Genomic DNA, 19580 nt, shown 5'->3' with positions numbered 1-19580 from the left:
AATTACTGTTGCAACGCATATTAATTATTGAGGATGAGGAAAGTTTAGTTGATTTTTTAGAATTAGAATTAAAGTATGAAGGATATAAGGTAGACATTCAGTTTGATGGAAGGAAGGGATTAGAGGCCGCGCTTGAAACAAATTATGATCTTATTTTACTTGATTTAATGCTGCCTGGGTTAAATGGACTAGAAGTGTGTCGTAGATTAAGGGCAACTAAAAATACACCAATTATTATGCTAACTGCACGCGATAGTATTATGGATCGCGTGACAGGATTAGATAGCGGAGCCGATGATTATCTTCCGAAACCATTTGCAATTGAAGAGCTGTTGGCACGTATGAGGGTTATATTTAGACGGGAAGAACATATAGAAAACAAGCATGTTTCATCTCTTACGTTCAAAGATTTACAGCTCCAGATTGAATCGCGAACGATTACAAAAGGAAATGAAGAAATCGAACTTACAAATAAAGAATTTGAACTCTTGCTTATGTTTATGAAAAATATTAATAGAGTACTTACCCGTGATGTTTTATTGGATCAAGTATGGGGATATGATGCAATGGTTGAGACGAATATCGTTGATGTATACGTTCGTTATTTACGTAACAAGTTACATAGTGTAGATAAGGAGGAATATATCCAAACGGTCCGCGGTGCTGGATATATAATGAAATGATTAAAAATATTGTGCATCGAATTCGAAATCTACCTATAAAGTGGAAATTAACACTTTGGTCCACTACTCTAGTATTTATTTTATTCATTTTATATAGCGCTCTGCAGTTTATTGTAATTAATAAGTGGACTATAGACTATGAACAGAAACAAATAAATAGACAAGTGACAGAAATAGCAGCCTACTTCCAAGATAAAAATGATACCCTTTCGAGTAAAACGTTTGAAAACAGTAAAGATTTCTTAAATAATATGATTGATAAACATCAAATGATTCGTGTTATCGGCATGGATGGAAAACCAATTGTTACTGTTTCGCGAGATTTTAATGAGACATGGATAAAGCCAAAACAAGTTTTACAAGATGAATTATTTATAAAAAGACATGTAGAAGATCGCATATTAGTTAAACGTATACCAATTCAAACAAAAGAGTTCACTGGCACGATTGAACTTACGAAAAACTTAGAGGCTTTTGATCATTTATTAAAAATTATTTTAGTGGTAATGATTATTGCCGGAATATGTGGATTAATCCTTAGTTTTTTAGGTGGGGTACTAATCACGAAAAAGCTATTGTCGAGTATTCAAAATATAACGAATACGATGAAGCGTATTAAGAAAAATGGGCTAAATGAACGGGTTCCAGTACGTGAAAATAATGATGAACTTGCAAAATTATCGTTTCTTTTTAACGAAATGATGGATGAAGTAGAAACTTCTTTTACACAACAGAAACAGTTTGTAGAAGATGCATCTCATGAGCTGAGAACGCCATTAACAATTATCCAAGGACACTTATCGATGTTAAATCGGTGGGGAAAAAATGATCCAGCAGTTTTAGATAAATCGCTTCAATCCAGTTTAAAGGAAGTCGATCGTTTAAATAAGTTAGTTTTAGAATTGTTAGAATTATCAAGAGCCGAATCAGAACAGATGCATCCAATCGCAACTGAGCCAGTCCATGTAAATAGTATATTAAAACAAGTTACACAAAACTTTGGCGTACTTCAAACTGAATTTCAATTTGAAATGAAACTGGATGGAGATGCAGCGTATGTCTCAATACCATCATCTTACTTAGAACAAATTATTATTATCGTAATGGATAACGCAGTGAAGTATACAAAGGAAGATAATCAATATATATGTATTGAATCTAGTGTACAAGCAGGAAAAGTTAAAATTCGTATCATAGATCATGGAGCAGGAATACCCGAAGATGATTTACCTTTTGTTCTTAACCGCTTTTATCGTGTGGACAAAGCAAGAAGTCGAAAACAAGGTGGAAACGGTCTAGGTTTGTCTATTGCAAAACGACTTGTAGAGAAATACAAAGGAACGATTCAAATAGAGAGTAAAGAAGCCGAAGGAACAATCGTTACGATTACACTGCCTACCGTTTCACTTTAATAATTCAAAAAGAAGGGATGTTTTGTGCATTCCTTCTTTTTTACGGTCAAATTATTTTGTTTATTTCGAACTTTCTAGTACATTAGAAATATGAAGGGGGAATAAAAGTGAAAGCTATCGTACATCAATATAAAGCTGGATTTGAAGGGGTAGAATATAAAGTATTACCTGAGATAACACCTGATGCTGGAGAAGTGAAAGTGAAATTAAAATCAGCAGGTTTAAATCATCGAGATTTATTTATAATGAATAATAGAAAAGAAATGCAATTACCATTAGTTTTAGGATCAGATGGTGCTGGTATTGTTACGGAAATTGGAGAAGGTGTTTCAGGTACTTTATTACAAAGCGAGGTTATTATAAATCCTAGCATTGGATGGGATCATATTGCCGAAGTACCAGAGTTACCAGAGGTGTTAGGTGGACCGAAAGACGGAACGTTTGCTGAATATATCATTGTGCCAGCTGAAAATGTAGTGGCAAAACCGTCATATCTTACTTGGGAAGAGTCTGGCGTATTATCTTTATCGGCATTAACTGCATATAGAGCGCTTTTTACAAAGGGTAGATTAAAGTGTGGAGAACATGTTTTAATTCCAGGAATAGGCGGCGGTGTAGCGACGTTTGCCATGTTATTTGCGAAAGCAATTGGCGCAAAAGTCAGTGTTACTTCAAGAGTTGAGAACAAAAGGAACTTTGCAGAAACATATGGCGCAGACTTTTCTTTTAATAGTTCTGGAAATTGGGAAGAGAGTTTACACGGAGAGAAAGTAGATTTAATCATCGATAGTATAGGACCAGCAACATTCTTAAAATACTTTGATGTATTAAAACCAAATGGGAGAATTGTTAATTTTGGTGCAAGCTCAGGAGATAAAATTGAATTACCATTACGAGCATTATTTTATAATCAAATCGATATAATGGGAACATCTATGGGGAGCCGTGAGGAATTTAATGAAATGATTCAGTTTATAGAGAAACATAAAATTAAACCAATTATTGATAAAATATATTCGTTAGAAGAAGCCATTGCGGCGTTAACTCGTATGGAACAAGGAGAACAATTTGGTAACATTGCGCTTCGTATGTAATACAAATATGATTTTGCAACTAATATATTGAAATGACTATGTTATGTATTCTACACATAAAAAGCATATGATTCGTATTGTTTTAAAGGTTTTTTAGCTTTATACATAATTAGCCGTTATAATTAGTCTCAATATTGTCAAATGAGTAATAGTAAAATGAGAATTAGATGAGAAAAGTTTAAGCCCATTTTCATATTGATGTTGTATACTGTGTAAATCAAGAACGCTTTTATTTAAGGAGAGAGAATTATGAATTACACAGTATTTCAATGGTTTAATAATTTAGCTGGATCGTCCAAACTATTAGATACGCTAATGATTGCTATTACAAATAGTGCTGTATATGTAGCAATTTTGTTTATGTTTATCTTATGGTTTAATAATGGAAAAAAAGTCAATGCAATTAAAAAACAATACACAGTGTTATATACGACACTTTCAGTCATTATCGCATTATTAGTAAATGTTGTGATACATGCGGTATATTACCACCCACGTCCATTTGTATCACATGATGTACATCAATTAGTACCACATGCAGCAGACTCATCATTTGTTAGTGATCATTCAGTACTTGTATTTTCCATTGCATTTGTATTTTTGCTTAGAGGAGAAAAACTTAAATATGTCGCTCTTATTTGGGCAGTATTAGTCGGTGTTTCACGTATGTACGTAGGTGTTCATTATCCTTTAGATATACTGGGTGCTGCTTTCTTAACATTTATCACAAGTGGCTTAGTAGTGCAAAGTACACGTATGTTGGAGCCGATAGCGAAACTTGTATTCAAAATGTACGCATTAGTAGCAAAACGAATTCCTTTTTTAGCGAAATATAATCATATAGCTTAATTGTTATAAATAACTATTCGTAGTTTTTTTAAGTTCTCCTTTGGAAATCCAGAGGAGAACTTTTTATTATGTACAAGATAAGGATATACGCATTAAAAGAATGATGAAGGAACAAATGAGCTAGTATCAAAAGTTTTTATTAAATTTGTAGATTATAATAAGTCAACCTAAGTTTGTCTGAATATTCAAAAATTTCACGCACCGCAATGTAAATAGATAAATAAAAAAGAAACAATGGCTACTTTCAGAACGTTTTAAAGGAATTGAAAGGAAAACTTCGAAACATATAGTATTGAAAGTAAAAATTACATATTTTAAAGCACATCCTTGCATGTATCAATAAAAAGAAAGGAGCGAAATATGTATAAACTTCAAACGAATAAAGGCGCGCGGTATTTTATGATTGCTTTTATTGTTTTGTTTCTTATTATGCTTTTGCGTTTTTTCTATATTCAAGCAGTAGGAGTCGTGCATAATGTGAATGTAAAGGATTTAGCAAATGAACAACATAATAAAAATGGTGTTTTGGAAGCGAATCGTGGCACGATTTATGATCAAACTGGAAAAGTGCTCGTTCAAGATTCAACAACGTATCGTGTTGTTGTGAATTTGAAAGGTAATGGCAAATTGAAAAATAAAGATGAAACCGCAGCGCAATTAGCTGATGCGCTTGAAATTAATAAAGAAGATGTGTTAAAGAATTTCCATGAAGGGCGTACGCAAGTTGAAATCGGAAAAGTTGGCCGGAATTTGTCTAGGGAAAAGAAAGAACAAATTAAAAAATTGAAAATCCCAGGTGTTTCTTTTATGCCTGAGAAAGCAAGAGTATATCCAAATGAAGATTTTGCATCTTATATACTTGGTTTTGCTAGACCAGACGATAAAGGAAATACAGAAGGGAAGTTTGGACTTGAAAAAAGTTTAGATAAATATTTGCGCTCGACAAATGGGAATATAGAATATGTGGGAGCGCGAGGAGGTATCCCGCTTACAAATGATATAGGAAAAATAGAACCCGCTAAACATGGAAATAACGTATATCTTACGCTCGATAAACAAATTAATAGTTTTTTAGAAGAAGCGATGAATAAGGCGCAAGAGCACTATGACCCTTCTATGTTAGTAGGTATTATAGCGGATCCAAAGACGGGGAAAGTTTTAGCAATGTCTAGTAAACCTAGTTTTAATCCTAATAAAGGGGATATTGAATACTTTTTAAATGATCCAATCGCAAATGCATACGAACCAGGTTCCACAATGAAAATATTTACGTTAGCTGCTGCAATCAATGAAGGTGTATATAACGGGAAAGAATATTTTCAATCCGGCAAGTATTCAGTAGGTTCAGCGGATATAAAAGATCATAATGGTGGATTTGGATGGGGATCTATTACATTTGATGAAGGTTTTGAAAGGTCATCAAACGTAGCTTTTTCAATTTTAGAAGATCAGTTATTAAAACCAAATAAATTTAAGCAATATATGAATAAATTTGGTTTTAACCAAAAAACGGGAATAGATTTACCTGGTGAAAGTAAAAATACTTTACTATTAAATACACAAATTCAACAAGTAACAACTTCTTTCGGACAAGGTTCTACAGTAACTCCAATTCAATTAATCCAAGCTGCTACGGCTATAGCAAATGACGGGAAAATGATGCAACCATATATCGTTGACAAAGTTGTAAATCCAACAAACAAGCAAGTTATTATGGAAAATCAACCGAAAGAAGTTGGCAATCCGATAAAAAAAGAGACTGCGGACAAGGTAAGAGACTTAATGGAGCGTGTTATTACGTCTTCAAAAGGTACAGGTACAATGTATAAAGTCGATGGTTACCCAATAGGAGGCAAGACAGGAACAGCGCAAATTCCGAATCCTGAAAATGGACGATATATGGAAGGAAAAGAAAATTATATTTTTTCATTTTTAGGTATGGCTCCAATTGATGACCCAGAGTTAATTGTATACTTAGCTATTAAGCAGCCAAAGTTAAAGGGAGATGAATATGGAGCTCAGCCACTCGCTGAAATATTTAAACCAGTTGTGAAAAATAGCCTTGAATATTTAAAGGTGAAACCATATACAGAACAACAAATGGCCGATGCAATGAAAAAATCCCAATTAAAAGTGCAAAACTATGTGAATCAATCAATAGATACGGTAGAGAATAAGGTGAAAAAAGAGAAACTCCAACCGATAATTTTAGGAGAAGGAAAAATTAAAAAACAATATCCGCAGTCTGGTGAAGTAATGAGTGAAGGTGATCGTATATTTTTATTAGGAAACAACGTAACAATGCCCAATTTACAAGGTTGGTCCATGCGTGATGTTATGTATTTTTCTAAACTATTAAAATTAGATTTAAAAACTTCAGGTACGGGTTATGTAACAAATCAAAGTATTGAAAAAGGACAAGCTATAAAAGAAGGCGATGCATTAGAACTAAAACTACAACCATCGTTACAACCGTTAGCAGAGGCAAATACAAATTAATTCGAGCAATGTGAAGGGTCTATATACAATAGGCTCTTTTTTTATAGAGTTTAGTAATTTCACGCACCGTAATTTTTATAAAAAATAATAAATAAGAAACTTAACAGTTACTAAAACAAAAAAACTGACATATATTGAAATTAGAACGATTGTTCAATTTTTTTGTATGAAATGACGGAAGGAGTCTACATTGAATAAAAGACGATACGATAGCGATTTAGCCAAAGAAATAATAGCAGAGAAGGCGACAGAATTATTTTCCTTAAAAGGATATACAAGAACTTCAATTGATAACATTGCAAAAGCCTCTGGTTATAGTAAAGGACATATATATTACCATTATAAAAATAAAGAAGAATTATTTGTTTATTTAGCTAAAGACAGTATGAGAAATTGGCACGATAAATGGGAAATAGCAGAAAAACAGTATACAAATGCTACTGGGAAATTATATGGGATAGCTAAATTTGTACTTTATAATTACAAAACGCCATTATTAAGAGCCGGACAAGAACTTGCCTCTGATCCGAGCGCGAACCCTTCTACAATTCAACAACTCTATGGTTTAGCTGTTATCCCTTTAAAAACATATCAAAAAATTTTGGATGAAGGTATACAAAGTGGTGAATTTTATATAGAAAATGTTGAGGATTCAAGTCTTTTATTAGGTTCATGGCTAGGTGGATTATGTCAATTCATTCATTCATTTGAAACAGAGGAATTAGAAGTTTTATTTAATGAAGCCATTACGATTTTTTTACTCTCTATTTCAAACAAACATGCGTAGTATTACAAGCGAATTAGAACGATTGTTCAAATCTTTACACTCGTCCGTTTTCATTATATGTATTAACAACAGGAGGTTTTTTATATGGATGAACAAAGAGTCGCGATTGTAACTGGCGGAGCTTCTGGTATCGGTAAAGCTTTAGCTATTCAATTAGCAAATAAAGATATATTTGTAATTATCGCAGATATTAATGAAACAAGTGGTCAAGAGCTTGTGAATAATATAAAAAATAATAATCAACTAGCTAGGTTCGAATATTTAGATGTTACTAACGCTGGATCCGTAGAGGAACTTATTATAAAAATAGTTAATGAGTTTGGTAGAATTGATTATATGTTTAATAATGCAGGAATTGCTATGTATGGAGAAGTATTCGATATGTCTTTAGATAATTGGAAACATATTATTGAAATAAACTTATTAGGAGTAATTTACGGGACACAATTGGCTTACCAATTCATGAAAAAACAAGGATTTGGTCATATCATTAATACTGCGTCTGCAACAGGTTTAGGACCTGCTCCACTTTGTACCGCGTACGCAACAACAAAACATGCTATCGTCGGTTTAACCACTTCATTACATTATGAGGCAGAAGAATATGGTGTAAATGTAAGTGTACTTTGTCCAACTTTTGTAGATACACCCATATTTGAAAAATCAATTGCAATTAATATGAATAAGGACCAAATTATAAAACAACTAAAAACAAATAAGCCGATTTCAGCAGACAAGTTTGCTGAAATTGCACTGAAAGCTATTCATAAAAATAAATTAGTTATATGTCCAATGCCGTTAAAAAAAACAATGGATGTATTCTTCACTTTATTTCCTTATCTTCATAAAAAGCTAATGCGTTTCGTATGCCGAATTGGTCGAAAAGCAAAAATGACCCAACTATAAATATCTGATTATTTTTTATTTACAGTTAAATGTAAATGTGATAATATGGAAAAATCAAATGCAGTGAAGAGAAGAGTAAATAAAATGAATTTTTCACAGAGAGCTCCATTTAGCTGAAAAGGAGTAAAAATTCTTTATTGAACCAAGCCTCTGAGCAGCACATCGGAACCTATTATTAGGGGGTGGTGTGACGGGAGCTCCCGTTATAGAGCTATGGTATAAGCATGAATTAGAATGCAGTACCTGATAAGGTTAATATGGTGACATATTAACAAACTAGGGTGGCACCGCGATGATAAATCTCGTCCCTAAGACTAAAGTCTTGGGGGTGGGGTTTTTTTATTGGTTAAAAATAATTTGGAAAGCGGGGCCGAAAATGAAAAACTTACTTAACGATTGGAAATATCCTTTATTATTACTGTCCGGAGTTGGTATTGCAAATTTAGGGGCATGGATTTACTTGATAGCACTAAACGTACTTGTCTATAATATGGGTGGCTCAGCCCTAGCTGTTGCTACTTTATATGTAATTAAACCATTAGCCGCTTTATTAACAAACGCTTGGTCAGGGAGTATGATTGATCGTTTAAATAAACGAAAATTAATGTTTCACCTCGATATATATCGTGCGGTATTTATCGCTATTTTATCTTTACTTCCATCACTTTGGATGGTTTATGTATTCGTATTCTTTATTAGTATGGCTAATGCAATTTACGAGCCAACTGCTATGACATATATGACTAAATTAATTCCAGTTGAGAAAAGACAACGTTTCAACTCATTGCGTAGTTTAATAGGATCTGGTGCATTTTTAATTGGCCCAGCGATAGCGGGAGTATTGTTAATAGCAAGTACACCAGAGTTTGCAATATATATAAATGCTATAGCATTTCTCTTATCAGGAGTAATTACATTGCTATTACCTAATCTTGATAAAAAATCCGATATGCATACATCAAATGACAAGTTATCTTTAGCTGTACTAAAAAAAGATTGGAACATCGTTTTAAAATTTAGTAAAAAATCTTCGTATATCGTTTTTGTGTACTTCTTATTTCAAGGGATGATGGTTTTAGCTACCGCAAATGATTCGCTTGAATTGTCATTTGCTAAAGAAGTTCTATTGTTAACAGATAGTGAATATGGATTTTTAGTTAGTGCCGGCGGGGCTGGAATTATTTTAGGAGCTATAACAAATACAATGTTATCTAAAAAATTAGCGCCGTCATTTTTAATTGGAATAGGATCATTATTCATTGCAATTGGTTATTTAATTTATGCTTTTTCAAATGGGTTCGTAATAGCTGCTATCGGATTTCTTATTTTATCTTTCTCTATGGCATATGCAAATACAGGATATTATACCTTTTATCAAAACAACGTTCCCGTTCACATAATGGGACGGATTGGAAGTATATATGGACTAGTAATTGCCGGCATAACCATTTTGATTACGATTCTATTCGGAGTTGCAACTCAATTTATTTCTATACAACTTGTAGTTATTGTAGGATCATTGGTAATGTTACTTATAACTATTATATTGTGTGTGTTTACTTTATTACCTTCAAAATCCAAGGTATATCATGCTGAGTCAGTAGATTCCAAATAATTTTTTCTTCCATTTTTCAATTAGTATACATCACTAGAGGATTCTTTCATCTATATATTGAATAATAATTAGGTGGAAGAATCTCTTCTGTATATGACGGTGACAAGTATGATTAATGCAAAGGATGTAGCGCAGGAAATTATTATATCTAGATTTAGATTGTTCAATTGATTATATGTCTAAAGTAACGAAGTAGGGGTTAAAAAATTAATAAAAATATAGAGGGGCTTTTAGATTACATGGATACTAAGATTAGAGCATATAAAAAATCTGATGAAACCGGTTGGGTACGTTGCCGTGTGTTATCTTTTTTAGATACAGCATATTACGATAACGTATTTAGAGAGAAAGAAAAATATGAAAATCCTGCAATTGAATTAGTAGCTGTATACGAAAATCAAATTGTGGGTTTAATAGATATTGAATATGAATTAGAAGAACGTACGGTATGTTCAAGAGGGACAGGTCTTGGCGGCATGATTTGGCATATTGCAGTTCATCCGGATTTCCGTAGAATGAAAATTGGTAATCAACTATTAAATGAGGCAGAAAAGTTAGCGAAAGAACTTAACCTAAATCGATTAGAAGCGTGGACTAGGGACAATCTATGGGTACATGGATGGTATGAAAAGAACGGATTTGTAAACGTAGATTCGTATTTACACGTATATAGCGATCATACAGACGAGATAAAAGGTGTAATGAAAAGTAATATTGATCAGTTATATCCGGTTCAAACATTTGCTCATTATACAGGTGAAAATAAAGAAGACATAAGAAAACAATTTAAACGAGTTCATGATTGTTTTTGTTTTGAAAAACATTTTAATTGACGAGAAACCCTTTATTTACTAAATAAGGGGTTTTGTAATTTTATGTATATAATCATAAAGATTTTAGGATTCAAAAACATTACTATAGAGTTGTAAATTTTAATTATTAATTCATTATGAAGGGAAGTACTAACATCTTGTATATGATCAATGGTAGTTTGTTTATTATTTTAGTGATTATTTGTTATTTAATTGTACGTGGGATATTAATGAGTATAAAAAATAAAAAATATGTGATTTGGTGGCAAGAAATAATAAGCTTTTTATTCGTAGTCTATATTTGTATGATTGTAGCAGTCACTCTATTCCCTTTACCAATCGGTTTTCCTTCTAATATTGAAAATTTGAATCGATCGGTCAATATGATGCCATTTGTATCAATTATTAAAGACATCAATCAAATTGGTAGTGCTTACGATGGAGATAGTCAATTTATGATTGGTCTAATTGTAAGAAATGTAGGCGGGAATATTTTATTATTAATGCCTTTAGGGTTTTTAGCACCAATTTTATGGAATAAATACAAGAAATTCAAAAATACAATTCTACTAGGATTTTCTATATCAATTAGTATTGAATTGCTACAATTAATTGAGTCTTTATTTAGTGGTGTGGGACGTATTACTGATATTGATGATGTAATCTGTAACGTTTTAGGTTCTATTTTTGGATATTTTATTTATAAAATCTCTTTAAAAATGGTTACTAAATTTAACATTCGAGTGTTAGATAAAACTAATTCCAAAGATGTAGAATTAGTTGATAAATGAAAATTCAAATGAGGTTATGAATATATTAATAAAATTATTGAAGACGTACTCGTTACTCGTACGTCTTTTTATTTTTTAAAATAATGCTTCAGACTGATGGGAAATCACATTCCACATCATACAATTAAAAGTAGCTATCGTATTTCAATTATGAAATGAAAAGAAGAGAATATAATTTTTAAAGGCAAACAACTATATAGGAGGACTTTAAATGGATATTGTACTTGTTATTCTTATTATTGTTTTGATGCAAGGGAAAGAGCGAAAAGTCAAAATAAATCGCATTTGGCTTGTTCCAGTTTTGTTGGGCTTTGTAACAATCCAGTCCATTATTCATATGGGACAAATAACTTTGCTGCAAGGACTATTATTTGTTGCAATGCTTGGAATTGGCTTAGGTTTTGGCATTATACGCGGAAAAGTTTTAACATTTCGATTAGATAGTGAAACGGGTCATGTATTACGAAAAGGAAATTGGTTAAGCACAATGATTCTTCTTGTTATTTTAGGTGCGAAAATTGGAATTAAGCAAAGTATGTTTTCAGGTAGTACACATTCCACATTAATGGTTGTAACGAATGCCTTTTTATGTATTACATTAGGTACGGTAATAAGTAGACGATATTATATCTGGAAAAAATATAATGAGTTAATACAAAAAGTGTAAATACATTTATCCCTTGTTTAACAATGCTGTGAACGGTAATACTAAATAACATTGAACTTTTATAACAAGGGATGATCATATGATATTCATTTACACTGATTTCGGCGGAACACATTCAACTGCACTCGCTGCAGCTTATCATTTAAATAAATTGCCAACTGACCGTAAGTTAACGAAAGAAGAAATATTAAATGTAGATTACTTTAATAAATTGAAAACCGAAGATATGGGGAAAATTATTTTTCATGGAATAGATGAAAATGGTAATCCTGTATATACAATTGGGTGCGGGGCATCTAAAGTCGTTGTACCTGCAATGAAGCATTTAGGAGAGATATTGCAAAAACATTATCAAAGTCATGAAAAGATTATTTTTTCTAATACATCACCAACAGTACCTTTACCAATGACTTTTGGTGGTCTGTTTTCTAGAAGGTTTCATATTGACTTTATTGGTGTACCATTACTTGTATGGGGTGCAAAACTTAGCTGTGATAACATACAAAGACTTGTTAGTTATACGAAAGAAGCAGGTCGGTTGACGAATGATTATGTCGTGATTTTAGATAATGAAACTTTTAAATAATGTATGAGAAAAAGAAAATCGAGCAAATTTCTTGATTTTCTTTTTAATTTGTGAAAAAGACAAGAAATATTCACATTTATCATCTATCTACTATAGCCAAAACAATAAAGTCCTGTTACTATTACAGGGATATTCTCTTTTCATAACATAAATATATAGAAAAATTAGAAAAGAGGAATTGAATTAAGGGAGGAACAACATGAAGCGTGTTGCTTGGATTACTGATAGTACAACTGCGAGTTTTACAACAGAAGGAGATAACTTTGTTATCCCAATTGAAGTTATTATTGATGGTGTGTCGTATAAAGATTGTGAAGAAGGTGTGCGCGAGCGCGTTTATAATGCTTTAAACGAAGGTAAAACTGTCACTACATCACAACCTAACATAGGGGAAATGGTAGAGTTATTTTCGAAATGCAAAGAAGAATATGAAGAGGGATTTGCAGTTGCTATTAGCGGAAAAGTAAGTGGAACCTATCAAAACATGAAGTTAGCTGCAGAAATGGCAGGTTTCCCATTAACGGTATTAGATAGCGAAACAACAAGTTATCCAATGGATGAACTAATTAGAAAAGCGAAATCGTTATACAATGATGGTATGACTTTACAAGATATACACAAAACATTAGTAGATGAAAAAAGAAGACCTTTCCACGTATTCCCGAAAAGTTTAAAGGGTCTTTACGCAAGTGGACGTGTAAAGGGAGTTCAATTTTTACTTGGGAGTTTATTAAGTGTTAACTTAATATTAGAAGTAAAAGGTGGCGAGCTTTTACTTGAAAAGAAAGTTCGCAAAATCCAAAAATGTCGAGAATACATTAAAAATGAACTTGAAAAAGAATTACCAAAAGTACTTCACATGTTCCATGCTAACGATAAACCTGGAGCTGAAGAATGGATTGCAGATATTAGACAAGCATTCCCTGAAATGGATTTCAAACTATATCCATTACCAATTTCATTTGCGGTACATGCAGGTGAAGGTACAATAGCAATTAGTTATTAAGAAGAAAACCCGTGAATGATTCGCGGGTTTTTTTATTTTAAAATGGGGACACACCATGTCTATATTAAGCAAAAGAATTCATTTTATTGTTTCCAGGACTAACCAATCACTCGACTTATTTAAAAATATAAACCTTTTCCTACTGGCTGAACAGTTTCTAGTACAATATCAACCATTTCTTCATTAAGCAGGGTCCTTATAATCCAAGCTGAGAGCTCTTGAGCAGCGAAACAACCTGCAGCAGTCGATATATTTCCTTCGTTTACGAAACTTTTTTCAATAACCTCTACGCCAAATTCTTTAAGCTGTTCTACTGCGGATGGATATGTAGTTGCTTTTTTGCCAGTTAGCAATTTTTTAGCTCCTAATAGTAGTGAACCAGAACACATAGATCCTATTAATTGTCTTTGAGGATCTACATGAATGCTATTAATATATTGTTGATTTTTATATAAATCCTTTACACCTTTACCGCTAGCAAATATTACAGCATCGGCAAAAGGGATATTAGATATGCTTCCTGTCATGGGAATACGCAAGCCAGACATAGATATATGAGATTGTTCTGTCCCTAAAAGCTGGACATCCCAATCGGAAATACCACCGACTAAACGTACACGATTTAATAAATCCCATGGTAGAAAAACATCTATATCGGTAAAGTTATCAAAACAGACTATTGCAATTTTCATTTTCTAACCCTCCACTTATGTATATCATTTTATTAATAATATAAACATCTCTTTTTTATGTTCTATATCCAGTTATAAATCCCTGTATATTACACGTATATGAAGGAGGTGTAGTGATTTTTTAACGCCTCTAAACATAAAAAGATATAAAATCTTTTTCTTGCTTTCTATAGATTTTGTGTACAAAACCAAGATCTGTAGCAATAACTCGTAAGGTATTGGGAATGAGAATCTTTAAAATTCTCAAGGAAATAGGTGTAATTTATTACACATACAAATAGAAATAAAAACGTCATCCTTTTTTATAAATTCTCAGATAGAAACACGTTTTTCGTTTTTAGGAGGGCATTTTTTCATTAGCTTGCTAATCTATATATAATATGATTTTTATAATTTCTCTAAAATAATTTTGACGTATTTATTTTTTCAATATAAAATAATGTTCATCCAAATTTAACCAATATCATATAAAAGATGTCTCTTTTTATATGCATAGGTATAAATCTCTTTAGTTTTAAGGGGAAAGGTTAATATGAAAGTAAAGAAACTAGTTACGCTTGTAGTACCATTTATACTATTATACGTGTCAGTTCAATTAACCGGAATTCTTCAAGGCCATTTCAGCAACTGAACGAAATCGGAATAGATATTAATTTGAAGGAAAAGTCCCCAGAGAAACGAAATATTGTAAAAAACCTCCAAAAATGTTGCATGGTATACAAGAAGGTGACATCATTTATGTTACGGACTTAACTCAAATTACTCGTAGTACAAAAGATTTATTTGAATTAATCGATAACATACGGAGTAAAAAGGCAAATTTAATATCCTTAAAAGATACATGGCTAGATTTATCAGAAGATAATCCCTACATCCAATTCTTAATTACTGTTATGGCGGGTGTAAACCGATTAGAACGTGATTTTATCCGTATGCGATAGCGTGAAGGAATTGAACTAGCTAAGAAAGAAGGAAAGTTGAAAGGGCGGTCAAAGAAGTACCATAAAAATCATGCAGGAATGAATTATGCAGTAAAGCTTTATAATGAGGGAGATATGACTGTAAATAAAAAACTTATGAAATTACAAATGTGTCTAGGCCTTATTATATAGAAAGCTATCGGAAAGGAACAGTTGATGAGTTATACCAAAGATCGGAAATATATAATAGAAAATAAGTTTCATATAGAGGTGAAATTATATGCCTAAAATTGACAATATGCTAGCAATTCTATGGATGCTTCGTTCAGGTGAAAAAATTACTGCAAAACAAATTTCAGAAAAGTTAGAGATAAATATAAGGACTGTGTATCGTTATATTGATACAATTTCAACTAGTGGCGTACCTATAATTTCAGAACCAGGACATAACGGCGGATACACTTTATTGAACAATTTTATTGAGGCTCCTCTTTTTTTTGATTTTGAGGAGCAAACTTCACTATTTCATGCTGCTGTTTTTGCAGAAGAAGCCGGGTATTATGGAGGTGAAGCATTAAATAGGGCCATTTCAAAACTAAGTAAATACTCAAATCAAGAGCAGGAAATAAAGATAAACCAACATTTAACTAGTCTTGAAGTAATAAGTCGATTAAGTTCACACTCTATAGAAACTTTTTTGAAGGAGTTGGAGCAGGCCGTAGCTAACGGGGGTTCAGTAAAAATTCTTTACCATAAAAGTGGCGAAAAGCAATTAAATTATAGATCGGTCGATCCATACAGAATTATCTATTGGAATAATAAATGGTATGTAATTGGATTTTGTCATCTTAGGAATGATATCCGTAGTTTTAGAGTAGATCGAATTGAAAGTTTAATACAAACCGAAAATAAGTTTAACCGGCCAGACAATTTTTCAGCAAGTGACTTTTTTATAAAAAGTCTTCTTCCAACTATAGAAGATAAGGAAAGTATTATTTCTTTGGTTATTAATGGGGATAAAAATGTATTGGCTGATATTTGCCAACATTGGTTTTTAGGACATTATTTACAAGAACGGACTTCAAATCAAGCAGTTTTTCTTCTTGAAAAAGATATGATACATAAATATGTACCTTATTTACTTTTACCGTACAATAAATCTATTAAAGTTATTGAGCCAATAAGTCTTAAGAAGAGAATTATTGAAGTTCTGTCTGAATTAATAAAATTTCATCAAGTATGATAACTTCCCTGACGTTAACTGTCAGGGAAGTTATATTATAATAGCTATATCAATTGTGATTGGAGTGTTATTGGATGCAAACAAAAAAAGTTTTTTTATATGTATTTAATACAATGTCGGACTGGGAATATGGATATTTAATTGCTGAACTAAACTCAGGAAGATATTTCAAAAAAGATTTAGCACCTTTAAAAGTAATTACAGTAGGAGCTAATAAAGAAATGATTACTACTATGGGAGGGCTGAGCATAAAACCAGATATTTCCCTTGATGAATGTAACTCTTGAGAGTAAAGATCTTTTAATTTTACCAGGAGGGACTACTTGGGGTGAAGAAATTCATCAACCTATCTTAGAAAGAATTGGCCAAGCTTTAAAGCTTGGCACTATTGTTGCTGCAATTTGTGGTGCAACTGATGCCCTCGCGAATATGGGATACTTGGATACTAGAAAGCATACAAGTAATAACTTAGAATATACTAAAATGGTATGTCCTAACTATAAAGGAGAAAAGTTCTATGAGTTGGGATCTGCGGTATCTGATGCGAATTTAGTTACTGCATCAGGAATAGCTCCTCTGGAATTTGCAATGGAGGTACTGAAAAAAATAGATGTATTTACACCAGATACATTACATTCATGGTATAACCTAAATAAGACTCATAAACCTGAATACTTCTTCCAGTTAATGAATTCAATAAAAAAATGAAATAACTAAAAAGCCTAACTTCTCAATTTAATATGAAGAAATTAGGCTTTTTTCATTTAGTGATGAAACCCATTATTACATTTCGTATCATGCGGCATAGGCCCGTCCAGGGAATCCAGAAAGGCAACGGTCTGTTTGAGGTTTCGCAAAAATAAATGTGCGAGATCCATGGAAAATCCATTTCGAACCACAACGCGCATAATTGTCACAGATTCCATATCTGGAGGCAATGGATAGGCGGGTACTTGCCAACCGAACACACGTAATTGTCGAGATAAATCATAAAGATTCCAATTTGATGTGTAACCTTCTTTTAGTCGCCAAGCGAAAACCGGAATATCCGAGCCATCGGACAAAAGTTCGAATGGGTCCATCTTCTGAATGGCTTTGCTAAGAAAAAGAGCGACTTTCTGGGAAGCCCTTTGTACATCATAGTACCCACTTTTCCCCAAACGTAGGTAATTGTAATATTGTAGGAGCACTTGTGCGCCAGGACGAGAGAAATTCAGGGCAAAGGTTGGCATGTTCCCACCTAAATAGGAGACACGGAAGATTAGATCCTCAGGGAGATCTTCAGCTTCCCGCCAAATTATCCAACCCAATCCAGGATAGACTAATCCATATTTATGTCCGGATACATTGATGGACTTCACTCTCGGTAATTGAAAATCCCAGACTAAATCTGGTTGAAGAAACGGTGCTATAAATCCTCCTGAAGCTGCATCTACATGCATGGGAATGTCAAGACCCGTTCTCGCCTGTAAATCATCTAACGCTTTTGCAATTTCGGCAACCGGTTCATAAAGACCGGTATAAGTTTCACCGAGAATCGGTACCACACCAATCGTATTTTCATCCACGGCTGCGAGAACCCCCTGAGGATCCAATTGGGGATGTTCTGGGCTAACCTTCACATAGCGTGGTTCAACCTCCCAATAGTTCGCGAATTTTTCCCAAACGACCTGAACAGCCGAACTAAACACAATATTGGGACGATCCAACGGCTTCCCTTCACTTTTACGTGCATTTTGCCAGCGTCGCTTTAAAGCAAGCCCACCGAGCATACATGCTTCTGACGATCCAGTTGTTGAAACGCCCATAGTCGTAAGGGGGCTTGGCGAATGCCAGAGGTTGGCTAAGATACGGACACACCGCTCCTCAATTTCAGCTGTCTGTGGATATTCGTCCTTATCAATCATGTTCTTGTCGAATGATTTTGCATATAGTTGCTCTGCGGCAGGCTCCATCCATGTGCTAACGAATGTTGCAAGATTTAGGCGGGCGTTGCCATCAAGAGTAATTTCATCATGGACGATTTGATACGCTGTTTCTGGTAACATACCTTCATCAGATATATGAAAACGCGGAACGACGGATTCTCCTTCGCGGGCAAACAGAGGATTTACAGAAAATTCGTGAGGTAGCTCTTTTTGCATGTGACGCGGTAGAGATTGTGAATTATCTGGCATAATCTCTTTTCTTTCATATGCATGTTTTTGAACTTCTGCTTTTCGATCCTGTGGCATACAAGTCCCCCTTAATAAATTTTTTAACAAACATATTATTTACAAAAAATCATTTGTTAAACCAAGGGCACAATTCTAAAGAACGACTTACCACACTCCTGCTTTAGCTGAGTTTTCGCAACTTCGACCAGCGTGGGGTGATAGAACGTTGAAGATTTTACGGTTGCAACGTTTTTCTGCAACCAACCTCATATCTTCGGTTTTTAAAGAGCAATCTGTACAAGTAAATGATAGCAAACATGTTGGGCTATGCCAACTGACATTCATATCCCACCTACTTACTTCGCGTTCCTTGAGGAAGGAGTCTTTTTGGCTAAAGTGATAAATTTAATGAATTGGGTTCTTCCATCTTTCTTAAATGTAATCTTTGTGTGTATATTCTCAAATCAATACTTTTACCTTCATTATATTGATGATGAATAGATTAAAAATATTAATATCTGCGCATAATTCAGCCCTTGCTACTCTTAGTGTTTTTTTATTATACATGAGAGAAATAGAGAGAGGGTATTACGTGATTTTTTATATCAACTTTGTTTCTTAATTGTTTCTTCCATTTAATAGTACAAGTGATTTTATTAAAATGAAAGAAAAAAACTCTTGGGTAGAAGGGGGATTTAGTAAAAATTTATTCAAAGAGGAAACTTTTATTTTCACTTCAAATATCCGTACAAAATCGACACTAGCAATAAAGGAATAGTTATTTGATTTTTAGGGAATGTAGAAGAATTTGATGATTCTTATATATTTGTCGGGCCTTCTATTGCACAGCGTAAAGATGGAG

The 19580-nt window shown here is 33.2% G+C and carries 16 protein-coding genes, 2 pseudogenes and 1 other annotated feature; of the genes and pseudogenes, 16 read left to right on the top strand and 2 right to left on the bottom strand.

The features are described 5' to 3' along the window. The first annotated feature begins 8 nt into the window (after positions 1-8). The 13 genes from ACTFRN_RS16455 to ACTFRN_RS16395 all read left to right on the top strand — a co-directional run bounded on the left by ACTFRN_RS16455 (position 9) and on the right by ACTFRN_RS16395 (position 13707). On the top strand, positions 9-683 hold the full coding sequence (locus tag ACTFRN_RS16455; RefSeq protein WP_088106763.1) for a response regulator transcription factor: 675 nt from the start codon (positions 9-11) through the stop codon (positions 681-683). Next, complete coding sequence (locus tag ACTFRN_RS16450) at positions 680-2095, top strand: HAMP domain-containing sensor histidine kinase (RefSeq protein WP_000594491.1); 1416 nt, start codon at positions 680-682, stop codon at positions 2093-2095. The genes ACTFRN_RS16455 and ACTFRN_RS16450 overlap by 4 nt, the downstream gene beginning before the upstream one ends. Positions 2096-2202: 107 nt before the next feature. Next, entirely contained in the window at positions 2203-3189 is a 987-nt protein-coding gene (locus ACTFRN_RS16445) for a zinc-binding dehydrogenase (protein WP_049113531.1), read from the top strand. A gap of 249 nt (positions 3190-3438) precedes the next feature. Next, entirely contained in the window at positions 3439-4038 is a 600-nt protein-coding gene (locus tag ACTFRN_RS16440) for an undecaprenyl-diphosphatase (protein ID WP_001110138.1), read from the top strand. 360 nt (positions 4039-4398) lie between these two features. Next, positions 4399-6537, top strand: a complete 2139-nt coding sequence (locus ACTFRN_RS16435) for a penicillin-binding protein (protein ID WP_088106762.1) — start codon at positions 4399-4401, stop codon at positions 6535-6537. Positions 6538-6727: 190 nt separating this feature from the next. Then, complete coding sequence (locus ACTFRN_RS16430) at positions 6728-7324, top strand: TetR family transcriptional regulator C-terminal domain-containing protein (RefSeq protein WP_049112227.1); 597 nt, start codon at positions 6728-6730, stop codon at positions 7322-7324. Between the two features lie 84 nt (positions 7325-7408). Next, complete coding sequence (locus ACTFRN_RS16425; RefSeq protein ID WP_000344381.1) at positions 7409-8230, top strand: SDR family NAD(P)-dependent oxidoreductase; 822 nt, start codon at positions 7409-7411, stop codon at positions 8228-8230. A gap of 54 nt (positions 8231-8284) precedes the next feature. Further along, positions 8285-8543, top strand: a binding site (T-box leader). Positions 8544-8606: 63 nt separating this feature from the next. Continuing rightward, positions 8607-9845, top strand: coding sequence for an MFS transporter (locus ACTFRN_RS16420; protein WP_049112231.1), 1239 nt, complete (start codon positions 8607-8609; stop codon positions 9843-9845). A 239-nt stretch (positions 9846-10084) separates the two neighbouring features. Next, positions 10085-10678, top strand: a complete 594-nt coding sequence (locus tag ACTFRN_RS16415) for a GNAT family N-acetyltransferase (RefSeq protein ID WP_000379883.1) — start codon at positions 10085-10087, stop codon at positions 10676-10678. A gap of 137 nt (positions 10679-10815) precedes the next feature. Continuing rightward, positions 10816-11448 (top strand): VanZ family protein, encoded by a 633-nt coding sequence (locus ACTFRN_RS16410; protein ID WP_000281847.1) that lies wholly within the window; start codon positions 10816-10818, stop codon positions 11446-11448. 211 nt (positions 11449-11659) lie between these two features. Continuing rightward, on the top strand, positions 11660-12115 hold the full coding sequence (locus tag ACTFRN_RS16405; RefSeq protein WP_000355837.1) for a DUF1453 family protein: 456 nt from the start codon (positions 11660-11662) through the stop codon (positions 12113-12115). 79 nt (positions 12116-12194) lie between these two features. Further along, positions 12195-12701, top strand: coding sequence for a DUF3189 family protein (locus ACTFRN_RS16400; RefSeq protein ID WP_014893677.1), 507 nt, complete (start codon positions 12195-12197; stop codon positions 12699-12701). Positions 12702-12900: 199 nt separating this feature from the next. Continuing rightward, complete coding sequence (locus ACTFRN_RS16395; RefSeq protein WP_000831949.1) at positions 12901-13707, top strand: DegV family protein; 807 nt, start codon at positions 12901-12903, stop codon at positions 13705-13707. A gap of 119 nt (positions 13708-13826) precedes the next feature. On the opposite strand, the gene ACTFRN_RS16390 is transcribed toward ACTFRN_RS16395, so the two are convergent. Continuing rightward, on the bottom strand, positions 13827-14399 hold the full coding sequence (locus ACTFRN_RS16390; RefSeq protein ID WP_049112220.1) for a DJ-1/PfpI family protein: 573 nt from the start codon (positions 14397-14399) through the stop codon (positions 13827-13829). Between the two features lie 594 nt (positions 14400-14993). Between ACTFRN_RS16390 and ACTFRN_RS16385 the strand changes: the two are divergent. The 3 genes and pseudogenes from ACTFRN_RS16385 (at position 14994) to ACTFRN_RS16375 (ending at position 17270) form a co-directional block, all read left to right on the top strand. Next, a pseudogene (locus tag ACTFRN_RS16385) lies at positions 14994-15536 on the top strand (recombinase family protein). A gap of 63 nt (positions 15537-15599) precedes the next feature. Further along, positions 15600-16562, top strand: coding sequence for a helix-turn-helix transcriptional regulator (locus ACTFRN_RS16380; RefSeq protein ID WP_001124116.1), 963 nt, complete (start codon positions 15600-15602; stop codon positions 16560-16562). 74 nt (positions 16563-16636) lie between these two features. After that, positions 16637-17270 (top strand): annotated as a pseudogene (locus ACTFRN_RS16375) (type 1 glutamine amidotransferase family protein). 56 nt (positions 17271-17326) lie between these two features. On the opposite strand, the gene ACTFRN_RS16370 reads toward ACTFRN_RS16375, so the two are convergent. Beyond that, a complete protein-coding gene (locus ACTFRN_RS16370; protein ID WP_001135423.1) occupies positions 17327-18796 on the bottom strand; it encodes a glutamate decarboxylase in 1470 nt (489 codons plus the stop codon). Between the last annotated feature and the right edge of the window lie 784 nt (positions 18797-19580).

It is taken from the genome of Bacillus cereus group sp. MYBK245-2, from assembly GCF_051916145.1.
Classification (GTDB): Bacteria; Bacillota; Bacilli; order Bacillales; family Bacillaceae_G; genus Bacillus_A; species Bacillus_A pacificus.
This window is presented reverse-complemented; position numbering and strand designations above follow the sequence as displayed.

Coding starts and splice junctions, on each gene's coding strand:
- ACTFRN_RS16450 (WP_000594491.1), top strand. CDS start 680: ATGATTAAAAATATTGTGCATCGAATTCGAAATCTACCTATAAAGTGG.
- ACTFRN_RS16440 (WP_001110138.1), top strand. CDS start 3,439: ATGAATTACACAGTATTTCAATGGTTTAATAATTTAGCTGGATCGTCC.
- ACTFRN_RS16435 (WP_088106762.1), top strand. CDS start 4,399: ATGTATAAACTTCAAACGAATAAAGGCGCGCGGTATTTTATGATTGCT.
- ACTFRN_RS16425 (WP_000344381.1), top strand. CDS start 7,409: ATGGATGAACAAAGAGTCGCGATTGTAACTGGCGGAGCTTCTGGTATC.
- ACTFRN_RS16420 (WP_049112231.1), top strand. CDS start 8,607: ATGAAAAACTTACTTAACGATTGGAAATATCCTTTATTATTACTGTCC.
- ACTFRN_RS16415 (WP_000379883.1), top strand. CDS start 10,085: ATGGATACTAAGATTAGAGCATATAAAAAATCTGATGAAACCGGTTGG.
- ACTFRN_RS16405 (WP_000355837.1), top strand. CDS start 11,660: ATGGATATTGTACTTGTTATTCTTATTATTGTTTTGATGCAAGGGAAA.
- ACTFRN_RS16400 (WP_014893677.1), top strand. CDS start 12,195: ATGATATTCATTTACACTGATTTCGGCGGAACACATTCAACTGCACTC.
- ACTFRN_RS16395 (WP_000831949.1), top strand. CDS start 12,901: ATGAAGCGTGTTGCTTGGATTACTGATAGTACAACTGCGAGTTTTACA.
- ACTFRN_RS16390 (WP_049112220.1), bottom strand. CDS start 14,399: ATGAAAATTGCAATAGTCTGTTTTGATAACTTTACCGATATAGATGTT.
- ACTFRN_RS16380 (WP_001124116.1), top strand. CDS start 15,600: ATGCCTAAAATTGACAATATGCTAGCAATTCTATGGATGCTTCGTTCA.
- ACTFRN_RS16370 (WP_001135423.1), bottom strand. CDS start 18,796: ATGCCACAGGATCGAAAAGCAGAAGTTCAAAAACATGCATATGAAAGA.